Below are 25,104 nucleotides of genomic sequence, written 5' to 3' on the forward strand. Positions count from 1 at the left end.
AGAATTAAATTCTAGCTCTTATTTTTTATTCCTATTTCTTTTTCCATTTTTTGTTCTAAGTCTCTTCCACCAACTTTTTTGATTAAATTTAGATAAAGTTCTAAACTTCCCATAATGTTAGTACTTAACATTATCTTTCCGTTATCTGTAAAATTTTTATTTACTTCTCTACAGTTTTCTATATAAGTAGATTCTATACTTTTAATCCACTCTCCCTTTGGTATAAGCATTCCATCTAGTTCTCTACATAATGCTAAACAAGTAATCCCTTCCTCTATAGCACAGATAAAGTCGCATTCATTATATCTTGATAATATATAATCTAAAATATAATCTTTATTTTTGTATATATTATTCTTTGCACCACTTGGAATTATAAGAATATTTGGATTTTCTTTATTTTCATTACTTAAGTTATAATATATTTCCGATTCTTTATTTATAGTTTCTTCCATAGGTATACTTTTTATATTGAAAATTTCTTTTCCCATTATCTTATTTGCTTTTTTGAAAATTTCTATTGGCATAGTGTAATCTAATATGTTCATATCAGATGTTACAAGAATTTCTATATTCGTTTTAGTACACTTTTCTGTTCTTAAAAATGTATCTCTTGAAACTCTCATAGTAATGCTGTTATTAGCATTTTTTCTAATTTCCTCAAAACCTAATTTCTTCCCAAGTTCTACACCAGAATCAGTTATTATGTTATCCATAATTATTTTTCCACCAAATTCTTGGAAGTAATACTCTAAAAGTAATCTAACAGCTTCTTCTCCAAAACCTTTTTTCCTTTGACTAGCTAATATTTTTACATTAAAACGTGCAACACTTGTAGAAGAATCATAACCATGAAAGCTAACTTCTCCTACAGGCTTATCTCTGTAATTATAAATTAAACAATAAAAGTTTTTACCGTCAGTTGGAGAAACCATCTTTTTATAAAACATTTCCCACTTGTTTCTAGAAAAGTCGTAAACTCCCCCTATTCCTTCCATTGTTTCTTTATCCGCCCATAACTCTTTAACAAAACTCATCTCATTAAATTCCGGTTGCTTTATATATACCTTTTTTCCATTTCTTCTATACAGATTATTATTCTGTAACATAATTACCACCTTCCAAAACTATGCCCTTTTACTAAATTTCTCTATACCATAATCCTTATTTTATTATAACAAATAAATGTACATGTTTTCTATACATTAATATTACTTTTATTTATTAGATTTGTTATTTCTTTTAGATAACTCTCTTTTTACTGATAAATAGTTAATTTTGTACATTTTAAACTTTTTTATAATCCTTAGTATTTCTAAACTTTTTTTTCGTTTTTATTAAACCCATATAATAACATAATTCTTAGACTCCTCTATCTGCTTATCTTTAAGAGGAATATTTTTAAAACTTTTTTCTAAAAATATATTGATTTTTTTTAAGAAAATCATTATAATTTATTGTGTTTGTTTAGTAAACTTAAACTTTTAGTTTAGTAAAACTTATATTTATGTTAGGAAGGTGAATATTTGGTGGAAATCGGAGAAAAAATAAGAAGCCTTAGAGTGGCTAAAGCCCTTACTCAAGAAGAATTAGCAAATAGATGTGAATTATCTAAAGGTTTCATATCTCAAATAGAAAACGACTTAACCTCACCATCAATAGCAACCTTAGTTGATATTTTAGAAATTTTAGGTTCAGATTTAACTGAATTCTTTAGTGAAAAAGGCGAGGAAAGAATTACTTACTCCCCTGATGATATGTTCGAAACTGAAAATGATGAATTAAAGTACAAGCTTAAATGGTTAGTTCCAAATGCACAGAAAAATGAAATGGAACCAATTATGCTTACTTTAGAATCAGGTGGTAGATACATGGAGGAAGAACCCCATGAAGGTGAAGAGTTTGGATATGTCTTAAACGTAAGTATTATTCTTCACTTAGGTGATAAAAACTATAAAGTAAAAAAAGGAGAATCCTTTTACTTTAAACCAAAATATAACCACTGGATATCTAATCCAGGAAAAACGATGGCGAAGATTATTTGGATAAGTACTCCCCCATCATTTTAGTTATTTGTTAGAAAGAGGTGTTTCAATATGAACGATAATATTTTAGAGCTAAAAGGTATAAAGAAGACGTATGGAGATAATGAGGTATTAAAGTGCTTAGATTTAAATATTAAGAGAAATGAGTTTTTAACTTTACTTGGACCTAGTGGATGTGGTAAAACTACTACTCTTAAAATAATCGCAGGTTTTGAAACAGCTGATAATGGTGAAGTTTTATTTGGAGGAAAAGATATTAAAGATCTTCCAGCTTACAAAAGACCAGTAAATACAGTTTTCCAAAAGTATGCTTTATTTCCTCATATGAACGTGTATGAAAATATAGCTTTTGGACTAAAAATAAAAAAGAAATCAAAAAAAGAAATAGATGAAAAAGTTACTGAAATGCTTAGATTAGTTGCTTTAAGTGGCTTTGAAAAAAGAAAGATAGATTCTTTAAGTGGAGGTCAACAACAAAGGGTTGCTATCGCTCGTGCTCTTGTTAATGAACCTGAAGTTTTACTTCTAGATGAGCCTTTAGGTGCGTTAGACCTTAAACTTAGAAAAGAGATGCAATTAGAACTTAAAAATATTCAACAAAGACTTGGAATTACATTCATATTTGTAACTCACGACCAAGAAGAAGCACTTACTATGTCAGATACTATAGTAGTTATGAACAAAGGAGAAATCCAACAAATGGGAACTCCTCAAGATATATATAACGAACCTAGTAATGCCTTTGTTGCAGACTTTATAGGTGAAAGTAATATAGTTGATGCTACTATGATTAAAGATTACGAAGTTGAGTTTTTAAAAACTACTTTTGAGTGCGTAGACGGAGGCTTTGGTGAAAATACTCCAGTTCAAGTTGTAATAAGACCTGAAGATTTAAAGATGGTTCCAAAAGAAAAAGGAATGCTTAAAGGAACTGTACTTTCAGTAATCTTTAAAGGTGTTCATTATGAGATGGTTGTTAAACTTGAAAACTCTGAAAAAGAATGGCTAATCCACAATACTAAATCAGCAGAGGAAGGTTCAGTTATTGGATTAGATATATACCCTGAAGACATACACGTTATGGAAAAGGTACCTGACAATGAATAGTAAGAGAAGAAGCTTTGCAGCTTATCCTTATATAGTATGGTCTGCCCTTTTTATAATTGTTCCTCTGATTATGGTATTATTCTTTAGTTTTACTAAAGATTCAGGAAGTGGCTACAGCTTCACTTTTGAAAACTTCCAAAGAATGTTTCAAAAGCAATATGCAGAAATTTATATCCGTTCAGTTTGGCTTGCATTTATCTCAACTGCTATCTGTTTAGTTTTAGGATATCCAGTTGCATATATCATTTCAAAAATGGACGAAAGAAAAAGAAATATAGTTATTATGCTTTTTATACTACCAATGTGGATGAACTTCTTACTTAGAACTTACGCTTGGCTTCCTATTCTTGGAAGAAACGGTATATTAAACGGCTTACTTAATGTGTTTGGAATTGCACCTGTTCAAATTTTATATACGGATGCAGCTACACTTTTAGGAATGGTTTATAACTTCTTACCATTTATGATATTACCTATTTATACTGTTTTATCAAAAATGGATCAAAACCTTATAAATGCAGCTTCTGATTTAGGAGCTACTAAAAAGCAAATATTTACAAAGGTAATTTTCCCTTTAAGTATTCCTGGTGTAATTTCAGGAATAACTATGGTATTTATGCCTGCTGTATCAACTTTCGTTATACCAAAACTTTTAGGTGGCGGAAAAGAAATGCTTATAGGTAATGTTATAGAACAACAATTCACAACAATGAGCGATAAGAACTTCGGTTCAGCTCTTGCAATTGTGCTTATGATTATAATTCTTATCTCTATGGCTATTATGTCAAGATTTGATGATGATAACGAAGAAGGCGGTGCTCATATATGGTAAGAGGAATCGAAAAATTTATTAAAAGATTTTATCTTGGAATTATTTTTGTGTTTTTATATGCACCTATTGTTACTTTAATGGTTTATTCATTTAACGATTCTGTATCAATGGGTAAATGGGGAGGCTTCTCTTTAAAATGGTACGAGAAATTATTTCAAAATGCTAGATTGATGGAAGCTCTATATTACACTGTTTTAATAGCTTTAATAGCATCTGTAATTGCAACTATAGTTGGAACTATTACAGCTATCGGAATTAACAATATGAGAAGAAGTAAAAGAAAGCTTCTTCTAAATATAAATAATCTTCCAATTTTAAACCCTGATATAGTTACTGGGGTTGCACTTATGAGTTTATTTATATTCTTTAACTTTAAATTTGGATTTAATACTATGCTTTTAGCTCATATATCTTTTGATATACCATATGTAATACTTTCTGTATTACCAAAGCTTAGACAGCTTCCTCAAAACACTACAGAAGCTGCACTTGATTTAGGGGCTACTCCTTTTTATGCTTTTAGAAAGGTAATACTTCCTCAAATCAAACCTGGTATATTCGCTGGATTTTTAATGGCATTTACTATGTCTATTGATGATTTTGTTATAAGTTTCTTCACTACAGGACCTGGCGTAACAAATCTTTCAATAGAAATCTACTCTATGGCAAGACGTGGTATTAAACCTGAAATAAATGCATTATCTACTATAATGTTTGCAGTAGTTTTAATCTTACTACTACTAGTTAACAGAAAATCAAATATAAGAGGTGAAGTAAATGAAAAAGCTTAAGGTTTTAAGTGCTTTAGCATTAAGTGCTATATTAGCTGTTGGACTTTTTGCCGGTTGTGCTGGCGATAAAAATACTGGTGAAAAACGTAAACTTAACGTTTATAACTGGGGAGATTATATAGACGAAGATCTAATAAGAGAATTCGAACAAGAAACTGGTATTGACGTTACATACGATACTTACGATACAAATGAAACTATGTACACTAAAGTTAAAGGTGGTTCAAGTGAATATGATATCGTAGTTCCATCTGATTATATGATTGAAAAAATGATTAAAGAAAACTTAGTAGAAAAGATCGATTTTAATAATATTCCAAACTACAAATACGTTGGAAATGAATTTAAAAAATTATCTTACGACCCTAAAGACGAATACTCAGTTCCTTATATGTGGGGAACTATTGGAATAGTATATAACCCTGAAATGGTTAAAAAGCCAGTAAACAGCTGGGATATCCTTTGGGATAAAGACTATAGCGGTCAAATAATAATGTTTGACTCTGTAAGAGATTCTATGGCTATAGGTTTAAAAAAGCTAGGATATTCAATGAATTCAACAAACCCTAAAGAAATCGCAGCAGCTGGAAAAACTTTAGAAGAACAAAAACCTTTAGTTCAAGCTTATATGGTAGATGAAGTTAAAGATGCTATGATAGGTGGAAACGCTGCTTTAGCCCCTGTTTGGTCAGGTGATGCACAATATATCATAAAAGAAAACCCTGAATTAAAATACGTAGTTCCAAAAGAAGGAACTAATAAATGGTTTGACGGTTTATGTATCCCTAAAGGTTCAAAACACAAAACAGAAGCTGAAGAGTTTATAAACTTCTTATGTAAACCCGAAAATGCTCTTAAAAACGTTGAGTATATAGGATATCAAACTCCTATAACAGATGCATTTAATATGCTTCCAGATGAAGTTAAAGCTCAATACCCAACTCAAGAAGAACTAAAAAAATCAGTAGTATTTAAAGATTTAAATGCTGAAACTTTAAAATTATATGATCAAGCTTGGATAAAGGTTCGTTCATAATATCTAAAAGGATGTCTTAAATTTAAGACATCCTTTTTTTCTTTACTCCTCTCCCCTTCTCTTATTTTATTTTCTACAAATTATTCTCCTTCTTAATTATTTTTAGAATAAATTTTAATTAATTTACTTAAACTATTAATTAGTTCATATTTAGTTAATATAGCTTTTATACTATTTACAAAAGCAAATCATTTTAGGAGGTTTTTAAATGAATAAAAGCATAAAAAATATAATAATAACAGTAGTAATCGGAGTAATTGCTATAGGGGGTGTGTCTTACGCTGCACTTTCTAAATCAAAAGACTCTAAAGATAAAAACACTAACGTTTATCAAACTGCAACTGTAGAAAAAGGAGACCTTAAAGTTCAAGTTTCTGCTTCTTCTGTTGCTGTTCCTAAAAGTCAAGTAAATCCTGATTTTAAAGATTTAAAGCTTCAAATGTCAGTAGATGAACTAGACGTTGTTAACTTAAAAAAAGATCAAACTGTAAATATCGATATTAATGCCTTCCCAGATAAAACTTACAAAGGTAAAATCGAAGATATATCTGAAAAAGGAAACGTAGTAAATGGAGTTACTTCTTACCCTGTCACTGTATCTTTAAATAAAGATATCAAAGGTCTTAAAGACGGAATGACAGGAACTTCTACTATAACTACAGAAAACAAAAAGGACGTTCTATTTGTTCCTATAGAAGCTATAAACTTAAAAGATGATGGAACAGCTTACGTTATAAACCCTGAAGACTCTAAAGAAATCAAAGTTACTACAGGAATTCATAACGATGATTATATAGAAATTACAAAAGGTCTAAATAAAGGCGATAAAGTACAATTACCTACTTTAGCTAAAACTTCTAACCAAATGGCTCCTCCATTTATGAATAAGTAGGAGGTAAAAATTATGGCAAACGAAGTTATAAAAATAGAAAATGTTAATAAAACTTACCATATGGGAGACGAAACTCTTCATGTTTTAAACGATATAACCTTAACTGTTCAAAAAGGAGATTTTATTTCTATTGTAGGTCCTTCTGGGTCTGGAAAATCTACCTTTATGAATTTTATAGGCTGCCTTGATAAAGTTGATAGCGGAACTTACATATTAGATGGTTTTGACGTATTAACTCTTTCAGATAACAAATTATCAGAAATCAGAAATAAAAAAATAGGTTTTATCTTTCAGCAATTTAACCTTTTACCGAAGCTTAGCGCTCTAGAAAATGTTGAATTGCCTCTTATCTATAGCGGTATATCTTCAAAAGAAAGACTTACTCGCGCGCGTAATGCTTTAGAAAAGGTAGGTTTAAAAGAAAGAGCAAACCACCTTCCAACTCAACTTTCAGGAGGTCAACAGCAAAGGGTTGCTATAGCACGTGCTATTTGCACAAACCCCGAAATACTTCTTTGCGACGAACCTACTGGTGCTTTAGATACTAAAACTAGTAAAGATATCATGAATCTAATAAAATCATTAAACGAAGAAGGCCGTACAGTAGTTATGATCACTCACGATATGGAAGTTGCAAAAAAGGCAAAAAGAATAATTAGAATAAAAGACGGCGTTTTATACGAAGGAATGGAGGATTAAAAATGGGGGTAGTTCAAAGTTTCAAGCTAGCATTTAAGCAGCTTCTTTCAAACAAGATGCGTTCTCTTTTAACTATGCTTGGAATAATAATAGGTGTATTATCAGTTACACTTTTAGTCTCTGTTGCAAACTCAATGACTTCAAGTGTAAATGAACAATTAGACAGCTTAGGCTCAAATCTTATAAGCGTTATGATATCATCAAAAGACCCTGGCGAACAGTTATCTTATGATGATGCCTTAAAATATAAAAACCTTTCTAACGTAAAAGATGTATCTGCATCTGTTTCAGGTGCAAGTAACGTAAGATATGAAAATTACAACGAAACAGTTTCTATTACAGGAACTGATAAAGACTTTTTTTCACTTCAAAATAAGAAATTAAGTTCTGGAAGGCTTATAGAAAATGTCGATGTAAAATACAATTCAAAGGTGTGCGTTTTAGGTAGCACTATATCTAAAGAAATATTTGGCTTTGTAGACCCTATAGGAAAGCACATAACTATAAATGGTATAAAGTATAAAGTTATAGGAATTCTTGAAACTTCTGGTGCAGATTTAACTGCATCTGACAAACAAATCTATATGCCGATCTCTTCTGCTAGTCGTATAATCAAAAACCCTTACGTTAGCACTATGTATCTAAATGTTAAAGATGATTCTATTATAGATAACACTATGACATCTATTGAAAACAAGCTTAATAAAAACTTCGATGATAAAGAAGATTATAAGCTTATAAATCAACAACAAATCTTAGATACTATCTACCAAATGCAAGACACTATGAAAACAACTGTAGGTGTTATTGCTGGTATCTCACTTTTAGTTGGAGGAATAGGAATTATGAATATAATGCTAGTTTCTGTAACTGAAAGAACAAGAGAGATTGGAATTAGAAAAGCACTCGGTGCAAAGAGACGTGATATTCTTATTCAATTCTTAATTGAATCTATAGTTATAAGTTTAATCGGTGGAATTATCGGCTCATTACTTGGAGTTTTAGGTTCCTTAGCCTTTAACTCAGTTTTAGGTGTAAGTTCTGGTATATCTTGGGGAGTAGTATCTTTTGGACTTCTATTCTCTGTATTTGTTGGAGTAGTATTTGGAATAACTCCTGCAAACAAAGCCTCAAAATTATTACCTATAGATGCTTTACGCTCAGAATAAATAAGTTATACTTAAGAAGTGGTATTTTTTGTGCCACTTCTTAAATTTTTAAAGGAGTGATTATTTTGATTAATATTTTAGTAGTTGATGATGATAAAAATATAAGAAATTTATTATATACAGTACTTAAAAAAGAAAATTATAATGTTTTACTTGCAAGTAATGGAATAGAAGCTTTAAATATTTTAGAAGAAAGCCAAGTCGATATAGCTATAATAGATATTATGATGCCAAAATTAAATGGTATAGAGTTAACTTCAAAAATAAAAGAATTACTCGATATACCAATCCTTATCCTTACTGCAAAAGGCGAAATAACAGATAAAATCCAAGCTTTTAATACTGGAAGTGATGATTATTTAGTTAAACCTTTTGATATTACTGAACTTATTTTAAGAGTTAATGCACTTTTAAAAAGATATATGAAGGTATCAAATAAAGTAATCACCCTAAAAGAGATGGTTCTAGACTATAATAAATGCACTCTCCTTTTAAACGGCTCTGAAATAGATATCCCTTTAAAAGAATTTCAACTTCTCTACAAGCTTGCAAGTTTCCCTCAAAAGGTTTTTACAAGAAATGAACTTATAGAATCTATTTGGGGATTTGATTATGATGGAGACGATAGAACAGTTGACGTTCACATAAAAAGATTACGCGAAAAACTAACAGATTCAAGTATTAAAATAATAACTATTCGTGGACTTGGTTACAAACTAAAAGATGATATTTAATTTTAAAAAATATATTTATTTCAAATTAGTTTTTAGCTTTTTTTGCGTAATTTTTATTTCTATGATTTTATCATTTTTTATTACTTCAAAGATTCATTATGACGATATAAAGTCTCACCTTCAAAGCGATTTAGATACTTCTATAGAAAATATCTACAAGCTTTATAAATCTTCTGAATATGATATTATTGATAACTTTATGAATATGACCTTTTACCCTATTACAGGAGTTGCTATTTACGATAAATCTGGACTTTTATTTGAATCTAGTAAAAAAGATAGGGAGTTAAAAGTTCCAAACTCCTTAGTAGAAGAAGTATTAAATAACAAAAAGGATTTAAATCCTGATACCTCTTTAAACTTCTTTTTCCCAACTGATACTCCATCAGGTTTTTATATAAAAGATTCTAATAAATCTTATGCACTTTTTATAAGTGTATCTAATATAAAAGATGTAGTTAAGGTTAATAAGTGGTTGTTTTTAAACATATTTTTCGTCTTATCTTCTGGACTTATAGGTTATATGATCATTGCAAAGAGTATAGTTAAACCTATAAAAAATTTAACTTCTGGAACTAAATCAGTAAGTTCTGGAGACTATGAATTTCAAATTCCAAACAAACGTAATGACGAGATTGGAGAACTTACAAACACCTTTAATTATATGTTAGTTGAACTTAACAAAACAGACAAAATGAGAAACGAATTCGTATCTAATGTTTCTCACGAAATCAAAACCCCAATAACTGCAATCCGCGGATTCTCTGATTTATTAACTTATAAAAATATTTCAGACGAAGAGAGAATTTACTATGCGAACGTTATAAAAGAAGAGGTATTACAAGTTACATCTCTTAGTGATAATTTATTAAAACTAGCTTCACTTGATAATTCTAAGGCGAATATAGATAAAACTAGCTTTAAATTAGACGAATTAATAAGACGTGCTATTTTAGATTTAGAAGCCTTTTGGTCAAGTAAAAACTTAGAGTTTGATTTAGATTTAAAAGACACAGTTATGCTAGGCGATAACAAACTACTCTATCACGTTTTTACAAACCTTATAAGAAATAGCATAAAATTTTCAAATGATAACTCTATAATAAAACTTTCTTTAACTAATGATGAAAAAAATATATATTTTGAAATAACAGATAATGGAACTGGAATTTCTAAAGAATCTATCCCTAGAATATTTGAAAGATTCTATAAAGGAGATGAATCTAGAAATTCAGAAGGAACAGGGCTTGGTTTATCTATAGTAAAAAAGATAGTATCCCTTCATAAGGGAACTATAACAGTAGATTCTATAGAGAATATTAAAACAACTTTTTATATTACTTTCCCAAAATAAAAAGGCTACAAAAGTAGCCTTTTTACTATTTAAACCATAATTCGATTTCTCTTCTTGCACTCTCTAAAGAATCAGATGCGTGTACGCAGTTTTGAGTTTTATCTGTACCGTATAGCGCTCTAACAGTTCCAGGTGCTGCTTCTTTAGGGTCTGTGCTTCCGTTTATCGCACGAACCTTTTCTATAATATCCTCTCCATCTTCAAGTACAGCACAAACTAATGGTCCTCTAGTTATAAAACTAATTAAATCATCATAAAAAACTTTACCCTTATGTTCTTTATAGTGTTCTCCTGCAAATTCTTTTGTTATTGTAACCATCTTAAGTTCAACTATTTTTAAGTTGTTTTCTTCATACATACTTAAAACATTACCGACTACATTTTTCTCTACCCCATCTGGTTTAATTAAAATTAAACTTCTCATACCATTTACCACCTTTTTTACCTTAAAATGTTTTTTCTTTTATTATATTGTATTTCGAATTTTCTGACAATATAATTAAAGTATAAAGTTACAAAGAGAGGATGATTATTTTGAAAAGATTAGAAATAATTGCAAGCGGCCGAGTTCAAGGAGTAGGATTTAGGTTTTTCCTAGCTTCAAATGCAAACACTTTAAGTTTAACTGGCTTTTGTAAAAATCTAGAGGATGGTACTGTTTATATAGAAGTTCAAGGCTTAGAAAATAATTTAGAATCATTTATAGAAAAGATAGAACTTGGAAATAGATTTATAAGGGTAACTAATTTAGATAAAAAAGTTATTCCTTTAGTAATTAACGAAAAAAAATTCAATATGATTTATTAATCGTTGATGTTAAAATATGTAAATGATATAATTTATTTATGATTAAATTTAATGGAGGTCTATAATGGTAAGTAACACCCTTTTACTTAGAAAATTTGCAATCGATATGATTCGCAAAGGAAATCTAAACAAAGCAAAACGAGCTTTAGTAAAATCTATATCTATAGATTCTACTATACCAGATACCTACACCTTACTTGGCGATACTTTATATTTATTAAACAAACCAAATATATCAAGGCAATGTTACTTAGCCTCAATGCACCTTAAAGTAAATAAATTTAAAACTAAAGGAACAGAAACTTTATCTACTTTACTAAAGCAAAATTTAAACAAGCTTTCAAAAGAAGTTAAAGCTATGCTTCCTTCTGTGTTTGGTACAGTTATCTTTGATGATTACACAATAGCTGACCATCTAGCTCACTCAGTTATAGATTTAAAAAAAGACTCCTTTGATCCCTTACTTAAAGAATGTTCTAAAGTTTATAAAGAACACATAATAACAGGTAGAACTATAGAGTCTATAATTGATAAATACAGTATAGTATTAAACGATTATTTAGAGTTTAGAACTTCCCATTACGTTACTCTTGGAAGGTCTATATTAATTCAAAATATTAAATGGAACAAAATTGATTCAGATGATGTAATAAGTCTTTACTTAAAGCAAATCAAATAATATCAAAATGCCCTACTAACTAAATTTAGTTAGTAGGGCATTTTAATATTTAAACTTCTAAGACTTCTAAATCACTAGAAACTTCTTTATTATCTATCTCTTCAAAGTATTTTTCTGTTTCTTCAAATACAACTTTTCTTAACGCAATAATTGCAATAAGGTTTGGAATAGCCATTAGTCCATTTACTATATCTGCCGCTATAAAAATAGTATCTAAAGATAAAAATGCACCTACTGCTACTAAAAATATATAAAAATATTTAAATGGTTTTACTGCCTTTTCTCCTAAAAGGTATAAAACACATTTTTCTCCATAATAATTCCATCCTAAAATTGTTGTAAATGCAAAAAATATAAGTCCTATATTTACAATATATTTTCCAAGTATCGCTATAGGAAATCCTTTTGAAAAGGCTGCTGTTGTAAGAAGAGCCCCATCTAAATTTGAAGAATACATTCCAGTTAAAACTATTACTATACCTGTCATAGTACAAATTATTATAGTATCAAAAAATGTTCCTGTCATAGATATAAGTCCTTGTTTTGCAGGTGAATTAGTCTTAGCTGCAGCTGCTGCAATAGGTGCACTTCCAAGCCCAGCTTCATTTGAAAATACTCCTCTACTAATCCCTTTTTGCATAACTACTATAATTCCAATCCCAGCTCCAGCTCCAAATACAGATTCTGGATTAAATGCGCTCTCTATAATTAGTTTCACAGCACTTGGAACGTTTCCTAAATTAAAAAGAATAACTATAACAACTCCAACTATATATAATCCTGCCATAAGCGGAACTATACTTTCAGCTACCTTTGATATTCTCTTTATCCCACCTAACGTAACTAAAGCTACGATTACTGTTACTATTACAGATGTTACTATTATTGGGATATTTAAGCTTGTCTTTGCTGCTTCTGATATTGATTTTACTTGAGCGAAAGTTCCTATCCCAAATAAAGCTACTAAAACTCCAAACAAGGCAAAGATTTTTGCAAGCCACTTGTTTCCCATACCGTTTTGTATATAATACATAGGTCCTCCACAAGCTTCTCCTTTACTATCAAATTCTCTATATTTTATAGCAAGTACACCTTCTGCATATTTAGTTGCCATTCCAAAAAACGCAGCAACCCACATCCAAAAAAGTGCCCCAGGCCCTCCAGCTTTTATAGCTGTTGCAACTCCTACTATATTACCTGTACCTATAGTTGCAGATAAAGCTGTACAAAGCGCTCCAAAAGATGAAACATCACCTTTTCCTGACTTTTCATCATTATCCTTTTGAAAGATAAGACAAACAGCTTTCTTAAGTCTTGTTACTTGTAAAAATTTTAATTTAAATGTTAAAAAGATACCTGTTCCTACTAAAAGTATAATAAGAGGTGGTCCCCATACTATAGCATCTAGTTTTTCTAAAAAATTTTGCATAAAAAATTCCTCCTAAATTTTAAATTTGGAGGAGATAAATAAAGCTAATAAACCTCTAATAGCTTTATAATCCCCTGTCCTTTTACCTGAGAGTTTCGAAATAATTATTTCTTGCTCCTTCGGTGCTTAAGTTAAACTTAAGTCTCTCCAAGGGCTCGTCCAATAGCAGTCCTTAAACCTGAAAGATTTGCTTCTTCGGTGGGTTAAATTTTAACCGCTCTCCTACTATCTTCATCCGAACACATATTAATTTTTATAGCAATTATACAATTTCTAAGAATAATTTGTCAAATTCTTTTTCTTTGTAAACATTTTTCCTAAGTGTTATTATATTAGTAAACATTGGAGGTGCCTTATGTTAGCTAAAATCATATACATTTTTTTATTTTTGTTTTTTATAGTAGAGATAATAGGTGTAGTAAAAGGCTTATTTTTATTAAAATCAGATACTGAATTTACTAAACATAAAATCCTTTTATCTATAGCTTTAGTTTTAATTACATCAATTCAAATTATAATTACCTTTTTCTTAGTAGATTATTTAATAAAACTTTTCTTATAAAAATACCCTAAATAGAAATTTCTACTTAGGGTGTTTTTTTATTTATTTAAAGCATTCATATAAGCGTTAGCACTAGCTTCTATAACGTCAGTACTAACTCCTCTTCCTAAAACTTTTCTATCTTCTCTTTTTAACTTTACAGTAACTTCCCCTAAAGCATCCGTTCCGCTACTTATAGATTTTAATTTATAATCTATTAAAGTGTATTCAGTTTTAGTAGCCCTTTCTATAGCATTAAAAATAGCGTTAACCGGTCCGTCTCCGCAAGCTGCCTCTTCAATTATACCGTCGCCTAATTCTATTTTTACGTTAGCCATAGAACTTACGTTGTTTCCAGTACTAACATTAAAACTTATAAGTTTATATCTATCTTCTGTTTTTATGCTTGAATCATTAATAAGTGCTTCTATATCTTTATCTGAAACTTCTTTTTTCTTATCTGCTAATTCTTTAAATTTAGTAAAGGTCTCTACTACCTTTTCTTCGCTTAAATCATATCCAAGTTCCTTTAAATGCTCTGAAAAAGCGTGCTTTCCAGAGTGTTTTCCAAGTACCATATTATTAGTTTTAAACCCTACAGACTCTGGAGTCATAATCTCGTATGTTTCCCTCTTTTCTAAAACGCCATGCTGGTGAATTCCAGATTCGTGAGAAAAAGCGTTAGCACCTACTATAGCCTTGTTTGGTTGAACATTTATCCCTGTAAAATACGAGACCAGAGACGATACTCTATAAATTTTTTCTGTGTTTATATCAGTTTTAAACCCATAAATATCTTTTCTAGTTTCTATAGCCATACAAATCTCTTCTAAGGCTGCATTTCCAGCTCTTTCTCCAAGCCCATTTACAGCGCACTCAACTTGCCTTGCCCCTGCAGTTATTGCTGCAAGTGAGTTTGAAACAGCCATCCCTAAATCGTTATGGCAATGAACACTTATAATTACGTTTTCTATCCCCTTAACATTTTCTTTTATTCCTTTAATTAAACCTCCAAACTCATCTGGAGTAGAATATCCTACAGTGTCTGGAATATTTAAAACAGTAGCACCAGCTTTTATTGCAGTTTCTAAAACTTTATATAAAAATTCTTTTTCTGTTCTAGAACCGTCTTCTGGAGAAAACTCTACGTCATCTACTAAAGTTTTAGCGTAGGATACCATATTATAAACTCTTTCTAAAACCTCTTCTCTAGTCATTTTTAGCTTGTACTTCATATGGATATCAGATGTTGCAAGAAAGGTATGAATTCTTTTTTTGTTTGCATATTTTATAGCTTCATATGCTCTATCTATATCTTCTTTATTTGCTCTTGCAAGTGCATTAACTATAGAGTTTTTAATATTTAAAGCTATAAGCTTAACTCCTTCAAAATCTCCTTTTGATGCCATAGGAAACCCAGCCTCTATTACATCTACCCCAAGTTTTTCTAAAGATTTTGCTATTTCTAGTTTTTCTTTTGCATTTAAACTTACCCCAGGAGTTTGCTCTCCATCTCTTAACGTAGTATCAAAAATAAATATTTTTTCCATAAAAATTTAGCCCCCTTTTTAATTTAAATATAAAAAAACGCCTTTATTACTCCACTATTGGAGCGATAAACGCGGTACCATCCAAACTTTTTCTTAATTTAAATAACGGCAAAACAACCGGTAAGGTTTCTTATTCCTCACAGCTCAAAGGCAAGTTCAAAGGGGTTAGTTACTAGATTCCACCAAACTCTAGCTCTCTTAAATTCTACTCTCCTTTTACTACTCCTAATCAACGCTAATATTTCATTTTAATAAATATTACTATAGTTTCCTGTAAATGTCAATATTTTTAACATTTATATTTTATTGATTTTTCATTTAATAAGATGTTATATTATTTTTAAGAGACGAAAGAGAAGGTGAAAATATATGATCAAATTAATAGCTTCAGATATGGATGGAACACTTCTTACTCCTAGTGGACAAGTTCCAGAGGAATTTTTTGATATTTTTGAAAAATTAAACGAAAAAAATATTAAATTTGTAGTAGCAAGTGGAAGACCTCACAAAACTTTATATGAAAACTTTAAACCAATATCAGATAAACTTTTATATATCTCTGATAACGGTGCAGTTGTTTCTGAAGGTTCTAATGTATTATCTGTTGAACTTATACCAGAAGATGTTATTAAAAAAGTATATGAAGTATGCAGTGATATTAAAAATACAAGACTTGTAGTATGCGGCTTAAAATCTGCTTACCATCTTCCTTGTGATGGAGAAATGCTAAAAGAAATAGATAAGTACTATCTTCATAAAACTGTAGTAAATTCTTATGACGAAATTGATGATAAGATATTTAAAATTTCTATCTGTGATATGGACTCTGCTTTAGAAAATTCTTTCCCTATAGCGGACAAGCATTTTTCTAAAATACTTAAAACTGTAGTTGCAGGTAAAGCTTGGGTTGACTTTACTAACTTAGGAGTTAATAAAGGAACTGCAATTGAAAAGTTCCAAGAAGAAAAAGGTATTACTATAGACGAAACTATGGCTTTTGGAGATTACTTTAACGACGTTGAACTTCTTCAAAAAGCGAAATATAGTTATGTAATGGAAGATGCTTTAGAGGAAATGAAAACTTACGGAAACTTCATTTGTAAAAGTAATAAAGAAAATGGTGTTCTTGAAGTTTTAAATGATGTTTTAAATAACGAAATAAAATAATTTAAGGCCAAAGAGTAATATTATCTATAACTCTTTGGCCCTTGTTTTATATTTTTTTAATTAATTTCTTACTTTTACTATTTACTCGCTTAAATCCAAGTCTTTCATAAAACTTTACTAATTTTTCATTGTTTGCCCTAAGGGATACTTTTAAATAACCTTTTTCTTTTGCGGTATCTAAAACATCTCCTATAAGAATTTCACTATATCCTTTTCCTCTAAACTCTTCTTTTATTATGATATTAGATAAATAATACTCATTAAAAAAACATTCAAAATCTAAAAGATATATTAAAGTTAAAAATACAAACCTTATTTTTTCTTTTAAACTTTTTTGCATCCTTATTACAAATAGATCTGCTAAAAATGTTTTCTTTTTTAGTTTTTTCCCTTCAATAGACAAAGCTATCCCAATTATTTCTTTATCTAATTTTAGCACCCTAAAATTATCATAATAAAATCTAGTTCCACCTCTTTTCATTAATTTCTTAAGCCTTACTAATAACTCGTCTCTTTTACCTCTGCCCCATTCATCTTCTGGATAATCCTCAGTTTTATAAAGAAGTTTCGAGATAACTTCTATATCCTCCTCTTTACCATTAGTTATATGGAGCTTTGACTTTGATTTCAAACTCTCAAGTCCTTTCTAAACTTTATATTTTTATTATATGTAATTTATTAGAATAATTAAACATAACAATGAGAAAAATAAAAGATATATTTAAAAGTAGGTGATAAAATGAAACTTTCTTTTGCAGATAAAATTATTGAAAACTCTACATCTTCAAAAAATTCAATTGTAAAAAGAAATTTTTTAATAGATAAAAATAAAAGTACTAAAGTGACTATAATTTACTCTGACTTAACAGTGAATAAAAATCAAATAAACTTAGATATATTAAACCCTTTAATGCATCATTTTGATTCTAGCTTTAAAGATAATACTGACCCTTACGAATTCTTACTTATGACAGTTTTACCTATGGCTAACGCTTATATAGAGACTTCTTTTAGTACGCTAGTTTCAGAACTAAAATGTGGTAAGACTCTTCTTTTTATTGAAGAAAATGAAAAGGCTATAGTTTTTGATACAACTAACTTTACATATAGAACTATTCAAACCCCTACTATAACCTCTTCTATAGCTGCTGCTAAAGAAGATATAAATGAGTCTTTAGAGCAAAATATGTCAATGCTTAAAAGGCATATAAAAGACCATAGCCTAGTTATTGACTCTTTAACTATAGGACGAAGGTCGAAAACACAGCTTAATATCTGCTACCTAAAAGATATCGCAAACGAAAATGTAGTTTCTACAATAACAGAAAAATTACACAGTATAGATATAGATAACGTTCAATCTATCGGAGGAGTTCAACAACTTATAGAAAACTACTCTACTTCTTTTTTCCCTCAAAGTTTTATTACTGATTCTTTTGAATCTATAGTCTGTAAAATCTATGAAGGAAAGGTAGCTTTATTTATGGAAGGTAGTCCTTATGCCCTTTCAGCTCCAGCTATATTTGTAGAATTTTTTCAAAACCTAGACGATTACAACCAAAGAACACTAGTTGCATCTTTTGGTAGACTTTTAAGGTTCTTCGCTTTGATTGTAGTTTTAACTCTACCTTCTCTTTATATTATATTAACTAAATTTAACCCCGAATTCTTGCTAGACAAATATATCCGCGCAATTGTTTCAGCAAGAGCTGGAATTCCCTTAACTCCCTTTTTAGAAATGTTTGTTATGGAATTTATAGTAGAACTTTTAAGAGAAGGCGGTATTAGACTTCCTAGTAAAGTCGGTCAAACTTTAAGTATAGTAAGTGGAATTATAATAGGCGATGCAGCTATTCGATCTAATATAATTTCACCTCCAGCACTTTTTGTTATTGGAATAAGCGTTGTTTGCACTTTTTTAATTCCAAACTACCAAATGGCTTTATCGATAAGGCTTATTAAGTTTCCCCTACTTATTTTATCAAACCTTTTTGGCGCATTTGGATTTTTCTTTGGATTATACTTAATAGTATTTATGCTGTTTAATTTAGATTCTTACGGAATAGATTATTTAGAATTTTTTAAACCTGATATGAAAGATACCTTCATTAGAAATAAAATACCAAGCCTAAAGCGAAGACCTAAAATTCTTAAATTAAAAGATAAATACAGAGAAAGAGGTACTAAAAATGACTGATTCTTCAAATTTTAAGTTTACAAATAGCCAATTTATCTTTTTAGTCCTTGGCTACTCAATAATTATAAACATACTTAAACTTCCTGTAATAATGGCTTCGTTTGCCCTACAAGACGCTTGGATTAGTATGCTTATTGCAGGAATTTATCCTATATCTTTACTTTTCTTTTACTTTCCTGTATATAAGAAAAATCCAGATAAAAATATTTTCCAAATTAATAGAGAATATTTAGGAAAAACATTTGGTACTCTTTTTAACATAATTTTCTACCTTTATATTTTATCTTATTCCATAACTCAAGTCGCAGGATTTTCTATGATTTTTGCTGATACTTTGTTTTGGTATTATAACTCTACAAAAGTTTTGCTTTTATTATTATTTATAGCTTTTTTAGGACTTTTTTATAAGTTCAAAGCTATGGTAAAATTCACTCAATTTTCACTAACAATAGTCTTTGTAATGTTTTTTATTATTTTATTTGGTTTCTTTAGAGGTTCTATAAGTAACATTACTCCAATTCTTCAAATCGAACCCAAGTATATTTTAAAGGGAGCTTACTACGGAAGCTATGCTTATTCTGGATTTGAAATATTTTTAATTTATATCCCATTTTTAAAAAAACCTAAAGACTATAAAAAAATCTCTATCAGTATCTCTTTAGTTTTAATAATATTTTTTACTTACTTAGTTTTTATGAATTTATTCTTTTTAGGACCAGATGTAATAACTGTATTTTATTATCCACTGCTTAATATTTTATCTTCTGTAAAGATACCTTTTTTAAATAATTTCGTTTTTGTATTTCTCTCAAGTTGGGTTTTTCATTGCATTAGAAACACAACATTTTCTATTTATAATTTAACTTACTGCTTAAATACAAAAAGGAATTTAGATACGGTTAATCCATTTAAAAGTATAGTAATTTGTATAATACTATTCTTTGGTGCTTATATAGTAAACGATATCCTTACTATAACTTTCTTTATAGATAAACTTTTAGTTCCTTTAACAACTTTCGTACTTTTTAATGTTTTTATATTATTCTTATTATCTAAAAGGAGAAAAAGAAATGAATAAGATATTTAAATATTATTTTTATGGCACAGTTACAATAATTTTTATTTTAATTTATCTTATATCTTTTAAAGACTATCAATTCACTCCTATAGAAAATTATAATTTTATGGCAGGAGTTGGTTTTGATATAAATACTAGTTTAACTACCGACAAATATGAAGTACCTGTATCAGTTTATGAATACAATCCAGACGGTTCAGTTTCAAGTTTTTTATTAGATGCTCGAGGATCTTCTACTGTTGAAGCTAGAATAGATAGGCAGCTTCACTCTGGAAAAAGTTTTTGTCTTGGAACTGAAAAAACTTATGTCTTTTCTAAAGAGATTTCATATAACGGAATAGCTGCAGCTTTAGATGGCCTTTTAAATAACACTCAAGTTCCAAACAGAGCTTTATTTGTTACTACTTCAAATTCACCAAAAGACATCTTAGCTTTAAACATTCCAGGATACCCAAGCTCTCCCGACTACATAGATGGACTTATGAGTTCCCTTAAAGTGCATACCTTCTATACAGGAAATAGCTCATTATTTGATGCTTACGTTAACAACAGAACAGAAGGAAAAAAGTTTGTAGCGCCAAACATAGATATAATTAACAATAAACTATACCTTACTGCATTTTCAATTTTTAATAATGGAAAAATGATAGCTTCTGTCCCTGTATCCTCTATGATTAACTTTAATTTACTTAGAAATAATAAATGTCACGGACTTTTAAATTATACAGAAAATAGTAAAAACTTTTTGACCTTTACTACCAGTTCTAAAAGAAAAGTAGTTTGTAAAAAGAAAGATAATAAATTTTTCTTCGATATTTATATAGAGGCTTCTGGAAAGATTGTTAACAACAATTATATGAATAACCTAAGTATTAGCTTAGATCAAAAATACGCCTTAGAAAAAAGAATAGCAACTCACTACGAAACATCTCTTCAAAGCTTTGTTGATAACATGAAATCTTACTACAAAGTAGATTTATTAGACCTTGGGTTTGTTGCTGCTTCAAAATACGGAAGAAACTTAATCTCTGATTGGGATGAAACTGTAACCACATCCCCTATAAAGGTTCACTTTAAGTTTTCTATAGATGAGTTTGGAATAGGAAATATGACATTTTAAAAAGGCTGCAATTGCAGCCTTTTATTATACTATTCTATTTAACTTTTCACCTTTATAAAAAGCTCTTAAATTTTCTAAGATACCATTAAATAATCTTTCTCTTGCGTCTACACTCGCCCAAGCTATATGAGGAGTAAATACTACCTTTTCTTTGTTTTTAATCTTTAACAGCTCACTATCTTCTCTTATAGGTTCTACACTAAAAACATCTAAGCATGCGCCACCTATAATATTTTTATCGATAGCTTTTCTTAAATCTTCTTCAACTACTATAGGTCCTCTTCCCATATTAACTAAAAGTGCACTATTTTTCATTTTTTTCATATTTTCATAATTCATAAGACCATTTGTTTTTTCGTTTAATGGTGCATGAATAGATATTATATCTGAATCTTTTAAAAGCTCATCAAGTTCTACTCTCTTATATTCTGAATTATTATTTTTACCTGTTGTTGAATAATAAACAACATTTACTCCAAAGGCTTCTGCTACTTTAGCAACTCCTCTTCCTATTGCACCAAGTCCAACTATCCCCCAAGTCTTTCCTTTTAGATCATAAAAAGGTCTATCTAAGCTTGTAAATACTCCTGACTTTGAATAATCTAAGCTTTTTACATAGTTATCATAATAAGCTATTTTATCATAAAGGTGTAAAACTGTTGCAAAGGTATGTTGAACTACAGTATCTGTAGAATATCCAGCAACATTCGCTACTGCTATGTTTTTAGACTTTGCATATTCTATATCAATATTATTAAATCCAGTTGCAGCCTCTGCTATTATTTCTAAGTTTTTAGCTTCTTTCATATTGTTTTCATTTAAGACTACTTTATTTGTTATAACTATATTGCTATCTTTTATTCTTTCACTTACTTCCTCTGGTTTAGTTAAATCATAATAAGTAACTTCTCCAAATTCCTCTAATAATTTAAAATCTAAGTCTCCTAAAGTTTTTCCATCTAATATCACTATATTTTTCATCATTTTTCCTCCTAAACCTATTTATATAATAATTATATCATATCAAAATTTATTTATTATTTTATGAATAAACACCTTAATGTAAACGTATAATTAAATATCAATACCTCTCTAGAAATAAGTTAAAAGGTAGTACTTAATTTTAAGTACTACCTTTTTGACTATTATAGCATCAAACTACCTATTATGTATGTTCCCCATACAACTATAGGATAACCTATATAATATAATTTTTTAACTTTCTTACCTTCGTTTCCATTATAGAAATAAATGAAAATTATAGAAAATACCATCATCCATTGAGGATATGCAAGAAGTGCTTGAATATTAAATCCTGCTAAAAATAAAGCTGATAATATTATAATTCCTTGATAAATCATTTTTCTGCTATTTCTTGCCTTGTAAAAAAGATAAGTAAGTGCAGGTACTATTATTATTCCTTCTGTTAAAATTCCAAGAGAAACACAAACTAATTCTTTTGTAAAATTCTTAGAATTTCTAGCCTCTTCCATAGCTGTAATCGCATTTAAAAATAAAAATGAAGTAACTAGCATAAGGAATATGTTGTTTGGTATAACGTATACTTTGTAACTAAATAAGTATTGAATTAGAAGGTTTGAAATTAAAAGGTATGCTGCAAATACAATCCCCTTTTTATCGTTTATTCTTCCGTTTAATACAAAGTATGTTAATATTATTGACCCTAAAGCTATACCGCAAACTATAAGAAAGGTGCTCATCATAAAGTCGCCGTGAGGAAGTCTATTATTAAATACTCCTCTTAAAAATACTAATTCTAAAATAGTGTTTCCTATAAAAACTATTTCAGCATAAAAAATCAATCTCTTTAGATACTCGTCTCTATTAGAAGTTTTTAAATACCCTTCAACTAATAAGAACACCGCGATTGGGATTATTAATCTTCCAGGATATCTAAGCCAAATTGGAGCACCTGGAATATACATTGAAACGCTTTCAATTATAACTAATAGTGCTAATAGGATTTTAGTCTTAAATCTGTCCATCTTTCTCTCCTTATCCTTCGTAATCATTTAAATTATAACCTTATTTTGTTTACTTTAAAAGATTTTTATAATAATATTACAGTTGAATAGAAAAACTATGGAGGTTACTTATGATTATTTTATCTTATAAATTAGATTTTAAAGATTTAGACTTAGCAATATCTAATTTACAAATAAACGATATATTTAACGTTTATTATGAAAGTCCACTTGAAATAACTACTGATAAGTTTGGGTATGGTTATTTAGAAAAAGATGATGAACCTATAATTTTAAAGGTTACTCATACAGATGAGGATATCCCTTTTTGTGATTTCAAAAGTTTAGTTAATGAAATTTTATCTAAAGAACCTATAGATATAGAAGAAATGGATTATACTTATGAAGAATTTAAGATGGACCCTATCTTTATAGATGAAACTTGGGTTTTAAAAGACCCTAATGACTCTTTCCTAGGCAAAAAAGAAATTAACTTTATATCACAAGGTGCTTTTGGAACAGGACTGCACGAAACTACTCGTGATTTATTATCTCTTATACTTAAAGAAGACTACACTAATATGAGAATATTAGATATAGGAACAGGTTCTGGAATACTATCACTTGCAACTGCTATAAAAGGTGCAAAGGAAGTTTTAGCTTTAGATATAAGAGATATTAAAGATGAAGTTTTACTTAATGCATCTTTAAATAATATAGAAACTATAACACCTTTAGTCGGTGATGTTTTAAGTGGCGAAGTTTTAATTTCTGGAAAATTTGATTGGATTTATATAAATATCGGCGGAGAAGAAACAGAACTCTTTATGCCATTTATAAAAGAACACTTAAAACCAAACGGAAAAATTTTAGTTTCAGGGTTAGTTGAGTGGAGCTTTGACTCAGTATCTGATATTGTTTCAAGCTATGGTTTTACTCTTTTAGAAAAGCATAAAACTAACGAATGGTGCACAGCTATCTTTAAATAATAAAAATCCCAAAGCATTTTAGTTTTGGGATTTTTTTAAATCTATCTTTTATTTTTCTTTTTATTATTCTTTTTAACAGCGTTTTGTCTAGCCCTTTCACGCTTCTCTTCTTTAATTCTCTCTTCTTCCTCTCTGTCCCTTAATCTTACTTTATCTCTAAACTTTATAGTTTGTCTCATAAATAAACTCCACATTAAACAAACAAAAGCTCCTACTATTACCCCCATTAAAATGGCTTCATTTAAAGGATATCCTACAGATTTGTTTAACAAAGTAAATATAACTGCGCCGATTAATCCAACTACAAGAGATGCTTTTAAGTTAAACCCCTTTACCGCTTTGCATCTTTCCACATACCACGTTATTATTTTCATTATTTTCCTCCTAATGTATAAATAGTTAATAAAATAAATATTCTACATATATTTTTTAATTCCTTTTATTTCTATAGATTATATCTTTATAAATTTTAAATTTTTTTACTAATTTTGAAAATAATATGTTCAAAATTAGTTCTTTAAATATCTTTGTGTTATAATATGAGAAAACAATTTTTAAGGAGGTCATTCAATGAAAAAATCGTTATTTGCATTTTTTACAGTAATGACTCTAATTTTTAATATTAGTCTTACTACATATGCAGTGAATGAGAATCTTGATGACAACAAAACTCGTATGAACCAAATTAGTGATAAAATCACTAATTTAGATACTCAAATAAACGAGATGCAAACAAACATGGATAAACTAAATAAGACTATAGACGAAAATAATGCAAAAGTTAAAGATTTTGAAAGCCAAATAAATAATACTGAGCAAAAAATCGATCAAACTAAAAAAGAAGGGTAGCTATAGCTGGAGTTATCGCTATGGAGCCTAAAACTTTGATTTTAGATGAGCCTA

27 protein-coding genes, 1 riboswitch and 1 other annotated feature are annotated in these 25,104 nt (G+C 29.2%); of the genes, 19 read left to right on the forward strand and 8 right to left on the reverse strand.

What is annotated here, in order from left to right; all coding sequences use genetic code 11:
* Nucleotides 1–11 precede the first annotated feature (11 nt).
* Nucleotides 12–1,109, reverse strand: a complete 1,098-nt coding sequence (locus M4I33_RS00940; RefSeq protein WP_257914865.1) for a GNAT family N-acetyltransferase — start codon at nt 1,107–1,109, stop codon at nt 12–14.
* 420 nt (nt 1,110–1,529) lie between these two features.
* On the opposite strand from M4I33_RS00940, the gene M4I33_RS00945 reads away from it, so the two are divergent.
* The 10 genes from M4I33_RS00945 (at nt 1,530) to M4I33_RS00990 (ending at nt 10,659) form a co-directional block, all read left to right on the forward strand.
* Nucleotides 1,530–2,069: a helix-turn-helix domain-containing protein gene (locus M4I33_RS00945; RefSeq protein WP_257914916.1), complete on the forward strand. Its 540-nt coding sequence runs from the start codon at nt 1,530–1,532 to the stop codon at nt 2,067–2,069.
* Between the two features lie 27 nt (nt 2,070–2,096).
* Nucleotides 2,097–3,152, forward strand: coding sequence for a spermidine/putrescine ABC transporter ATP-binding protein (potA, locus tag M4I33_RS00950; protein WP_257914866.1), 1,056 nt, complete (start codon nt 2,097–2,099; stop codon nt 3,150–3,152).
* Complete coding sequence (locus tag M4I33_RS00955) at nt 3,145–3,984, forward strand: ABC transporter permease (protein ID WP_257914868.1); 840 nt, start codon at nt 3,145–3,147, stop codon at nt 3,982–3,984. Before potA ends, M4I33_RS00955 begins: the two co-directional genes overlap by 8 nt.
* Nucleotides 3,978–4,775, forward strand: coding sequence for an ABC transporter permease (locus M4I33_RS00960; RefSeq protein ID WP_257914870.1), 798 nt, complete (start codon nt 3,978–3,980; stop codon nt 4,773–4,775). The genes M4I33_RS00955 and M4I33_RS00960 overlap by 7 nt, the downstream gene beginning before the upstream one ends.
* Nucleotides 4,762–5,811 (forward strand): PotD/PotF family extracellular solute-binding protein, encoded by a 1,050-nt coding sequence (locus tag M4I33_RS00965; RefSeq protein WP_257914872.1) that lies wholly within the window; start codon nt 4,762–4,764, stop codon nt 5,809–5,811. Before M4I33_RS00960 ends, M4I33_RS00965 begins: the two co-directional genes overlap by 14 nt.
* A gap of 208 nt (nt 5,812–6,019) precedes the next feature.
* The gene (locus tag M4I33_RS00970; protein ID WP_257914878.1) at nt 6,020–6,703 is read left to right on the forward strand and encodes an efflux RND transporter periplasmic adaptor subunit; all 684 of its coding nucleotides are present in this window, start codon (nt 6,020–6,022) and stop codon (nt 6,701–6,703) included.
* Nucleotides 6,704–6,715: 12 nt separating this feature from the next.
* Entirely contained in the window at nt 6,716–7,402 is a 687-nt protein-coding gene (locus tag M4I33_RS00975; protein ID WP_257914880.1) for an ABC transporter ATP-binding protein, read from the forward strand.
* 2 nt (nt 7,403–7,404) lie between these two features.
* The gene (locus M4I33_RS00980; protein WP_257914882.1) at nt 7,405–8,571 is read left to right on the forward strand and encodes an ABC transporter permease; all 1,167 of its coding nucleotides are present in this window, start codon (nt 7,405–7,407) and stop codon (nt 8,569–8,571) included.
* A gap of 65 nt (nt 8,572–8,636) precedes the next feature.
* Nucleotides 8,637–9,305: a response regulator transcription factor gene (locus M4I33_RS00985; protein WP_374707681.1), complete on the forward strand. Its 669-nt coding sequence runs from the start codon at nt 8,637–8,639 to the stop codon at nt 9,303–9,305.
* Between the two features lie 61 nt (nt 9,306–9,366).
* Nucleotides 9,367–10,659, forward strand: coding sequence for a HAMP domain-containing sensor histidine kinase (locus tag M4I33_RS00990; RefSeq protein WP_257914886.1), 1,293 nt, complete (start codon nt 9,367–9,369; stop codon nt 10,657–10,659).
* Between the two features lie 25 nt (nt 10,660–10,684).
* Here M4I33_RS00990 and ndk read toward each other — a convergent pair whose 3' ends face one another.
* Entirely contained in the window at nt 10,685–11,083 is a 399-nt protein-coding gene (ndk, locus tag M4I33_RS00995) for a nucleoside-diphosphate kinase (RefSeq protein ID WP_257914888.1), read from the reverse strand.
* Between the two features lie 110 nt (nt 11,084–11,193).
* On the opposite strand from ndk, the gene M4I33_RS01000 reads away from it, so the two are divergent.
* Together M4I33_RS01000 and M4I33_RS01005 are read left to right on the forward strand one after the other, a co-directional pair.
* A complete protein-coding gene (locus tag M4I33_RS01000; protein ID WP_374707682.1) occupies nt 11,194–11,466 on the forward strand; it encodes an acylphosphatase in 273 nt (90 codons plus the stop codon).
* A 64-nt stretch (nt 11,467–11,530) separates the two neighbouring features.
* Nucleotides 11,531–12,145, forward strand: a complete 615-nt coding sequence (locus M4I33_RS01005; protein ID WP_257914891.1) for a hypothetical protein — start codon at nt 11,531–11,533, stop codon at nt 12,143–12,145.
* A 49-nt stretch (nt 12,146–12,194) separates the two neighbouring features.
* Here the strand turns inward: M4I33_RS01005 and M4I33_RS01010 are convergent, their stop codons facing one another.
* Nucleotides 12,195–13,574 carry a sodium:alanine symporter family protein gene (locus M4I33_RS01010; RefSeq protein ID WP_257914893.1) on the reverse strand — a complete coding sequence of 460 codons (1,380 nt, stop codon included), beginning with the start codon at nt 13,572–13,574 and terminating at the stop codon, nt 12,195–12,197.
* A gap of 64 nt (nt 13,575–13,638) precedes the next feature.
* Nucleotides 13,639–13,735: riboswitch (glycine riboswitch) on the reverse strand.
* A gap of 194 nt (nt 13,736–13,929) precedes the next feature.
* Between M4I33_RS01010 and M4I33_RS01015 the strand changes: the two genes are divergently transcribed.
* Nucleotides 13,930–14,136: a hypothetical protein gene (locus M4I33_RS01015; protein ID WP_257914894.1), complete on the forward strand. Its 207-nt coding sequence runs from the start codon at nt 13,930–13,932 to the stop codon at nt 14,134–14,136.
* Between the two features lie 38 nt (nt 14,137–14,174).
* Here the strand turns inward: M4I33_RS01015 and M4I33_RS01020 are convergent, their stop codons facing one another.
* Nucleotides 14,175–15,665, reverse strand: coding sequence for a 2-isopropylmalate synthase (locus M4I33_RS01020; protein ID WP_257914896.1), 1,491 nt, complete (start codon nt 15,663–15,665; stop codon nt 14,175–14,177).
* A gap of 55 nt (nt 15,666–15,720) precedes the next feature.
* Nucleotides 15,721–15,907 (reverse strand) — a binding site (T-box leader).
* 127 nt (nt 15,908–16,034) lie between these two features.
* Between M4I33_RS01020 and M4I33_RS01025 the strand changes: the two genes are divergently transcribed.
* Nucleotides 16,035–16,832 carry an HAD family hydrolase gene (locus M4I33_RS01025; RefSeq protein WP_257914898.1) on the forward strand — a complete coding sequence of 266 codons (798 nt, stop codon included), beginning with the start codon at nt 16,035–16,037 and terminating at the stop codon, nt 16,830–16,832.
* Between the two features lie 46 nt (nt 16,833–16,878).
* On the opposite strand, the gene M4I33_RS01030 is transcribed toward M4I33_RS01025, so the two are convergent.
* Nucleotides 16,879–17,463 (reverse strand): N-acetyltransferase, encoded by a 585-nt coding sequence (locus tag M4I33_RS01030; protein WP_257914900.1) that lies wholly within the window; start codon nt 17,461–17,463, stop codon nt 16,879–16,881.
* Nucleotides 17,464–17,571: 108 nt separating this feature from the next.
* On the opposite strand from M4I33_RS01030, the gene M4I33_RS01035 reads away from it, so the two are divergent.
* The 3 genes from M4I33_RS01035 to M4I33_RS01045 are packed head-to-tail and all read left to right on the forward strand — an operon-like array spanning nt 17,572 to nt 21,227.
* Nucleotides 17,572–19,029, forward strand: coding sequence for a spore germination protein (locus tag M4I33_RS01035; protein WP_257914902.1), 1,458 nt, complete (start codon nt 17,572–17,574; stop codon nt 19,027–19,029).
* Complete coding sequence (locus M4I33_RS01040; RefSeq protein ID WP_257914903.1) at nt 19,022–20,107, forward strand: spore germination protein; 1,086 nt, start codon at nt 19,022–19,024, stop codon at nt 20,105–20,107. The genes M4I33_RS01035 and M4I33_RS01040 overlap by 8 nt, the downstream gene beginning before the upstream one ends.
* A complete protein-coding gene (locus M4I33_RS01045; protein ID WP_257914905.1) occupies nt 20,100–21,227 on the forward strand; it encodes a Ger(x)C family spore germination C-terminal domain-containing protein in 1,128 nt (375 codons plus the stop codon). Before M4I33_RS01040 ends, M4I33_RS01045 begins: the two co-directional genes overlap by 8 nt.
* Nucleotides 21,228–21,251: 24 nt before the next feature.
* Here M4I33_RS01045 and M4I33_RS01050 read toward each other — a convergent pair whose 3' ends face one another.
* Complete coding sequence (locus tag M4I33_RS01050; RefSeq protein ID WP_257914907.1) at nt 21,252–22,208, reverse strand: D-2-hydroxyacid dehydrogenase; 957 nt, start codon at nt 22,206–22,208, stop codon at nt 21,252–21,254.
* A gap of 164 nt (nt 22,209–22,372) precedes the next feature.
* Entirely contained in the window at nt 22,373–23,233 is an 861-nt protein-coding gene (locus M4I33_RS01055; RefSeq protein ID WP_257914909.1) for a TraX family protein, read from the reverse strand.
* Between the two features lie 110 nt (nt 23,234–23,343).
* Between M4I33_RS01055 and M4I33_RS01060 the strand changes: the two genes are divergently transcribed.
* Nucleotides 23,344–24,201: a 50S ribosomal protein L11 methyltransferase gene (locus M4I33_RS01060; RefSeq protein WP_257914911.1), complete on the forward strand. Its 858-nt coding sequence runs from the start codon at nt 23,344–23,346 to the stop codon at nt 24,199–24,201.
* A gap of 41 nt (nt 24,202–24,242) precedes the next feature.
* On the opposite strand, the gene M4I33_RS01065 is transcribed toward M4I33_RS01060, so the two are convergent.
* Nucleotides 24,243–24,575 (reverse strand): hypothetical protein, encoded by a 333-nt coding sequence (locus tag M4I33_RS01065; RefSeq protein ID WP_257914912.1) that lies wholly within the window; start codon nt 24,573–24,575, stop codon nt 24,243–24,245.
* A gap of 196 nt (nt 24,576–24,771) precedes the next feature.
* On the opposite strand from M4I33_RS01065, the gene M4I33_RS01070 reads away from it, so the two are divergent.
* A complete protein-coding gene (locus M4I33_RS01070) occupies nt 24,772–25,050 on the forward strand; it encodes a hypothetical protein (protein ID WP_257914914.1) in 279 nt (92 codons plus the stop codon).
* The last annotated feature ends 54 nt before the right edge of the window (nt 25,051–25,104 follow it).

The organism is Clostridium sp. LY3-2, assembly GCF_024705715.1.
In the GTDB taxonomy this organism is placed as follows: Bacteria; Bacillota; Clostridia; order Clostridiales; family Clostridiaceae; genus Clostridium.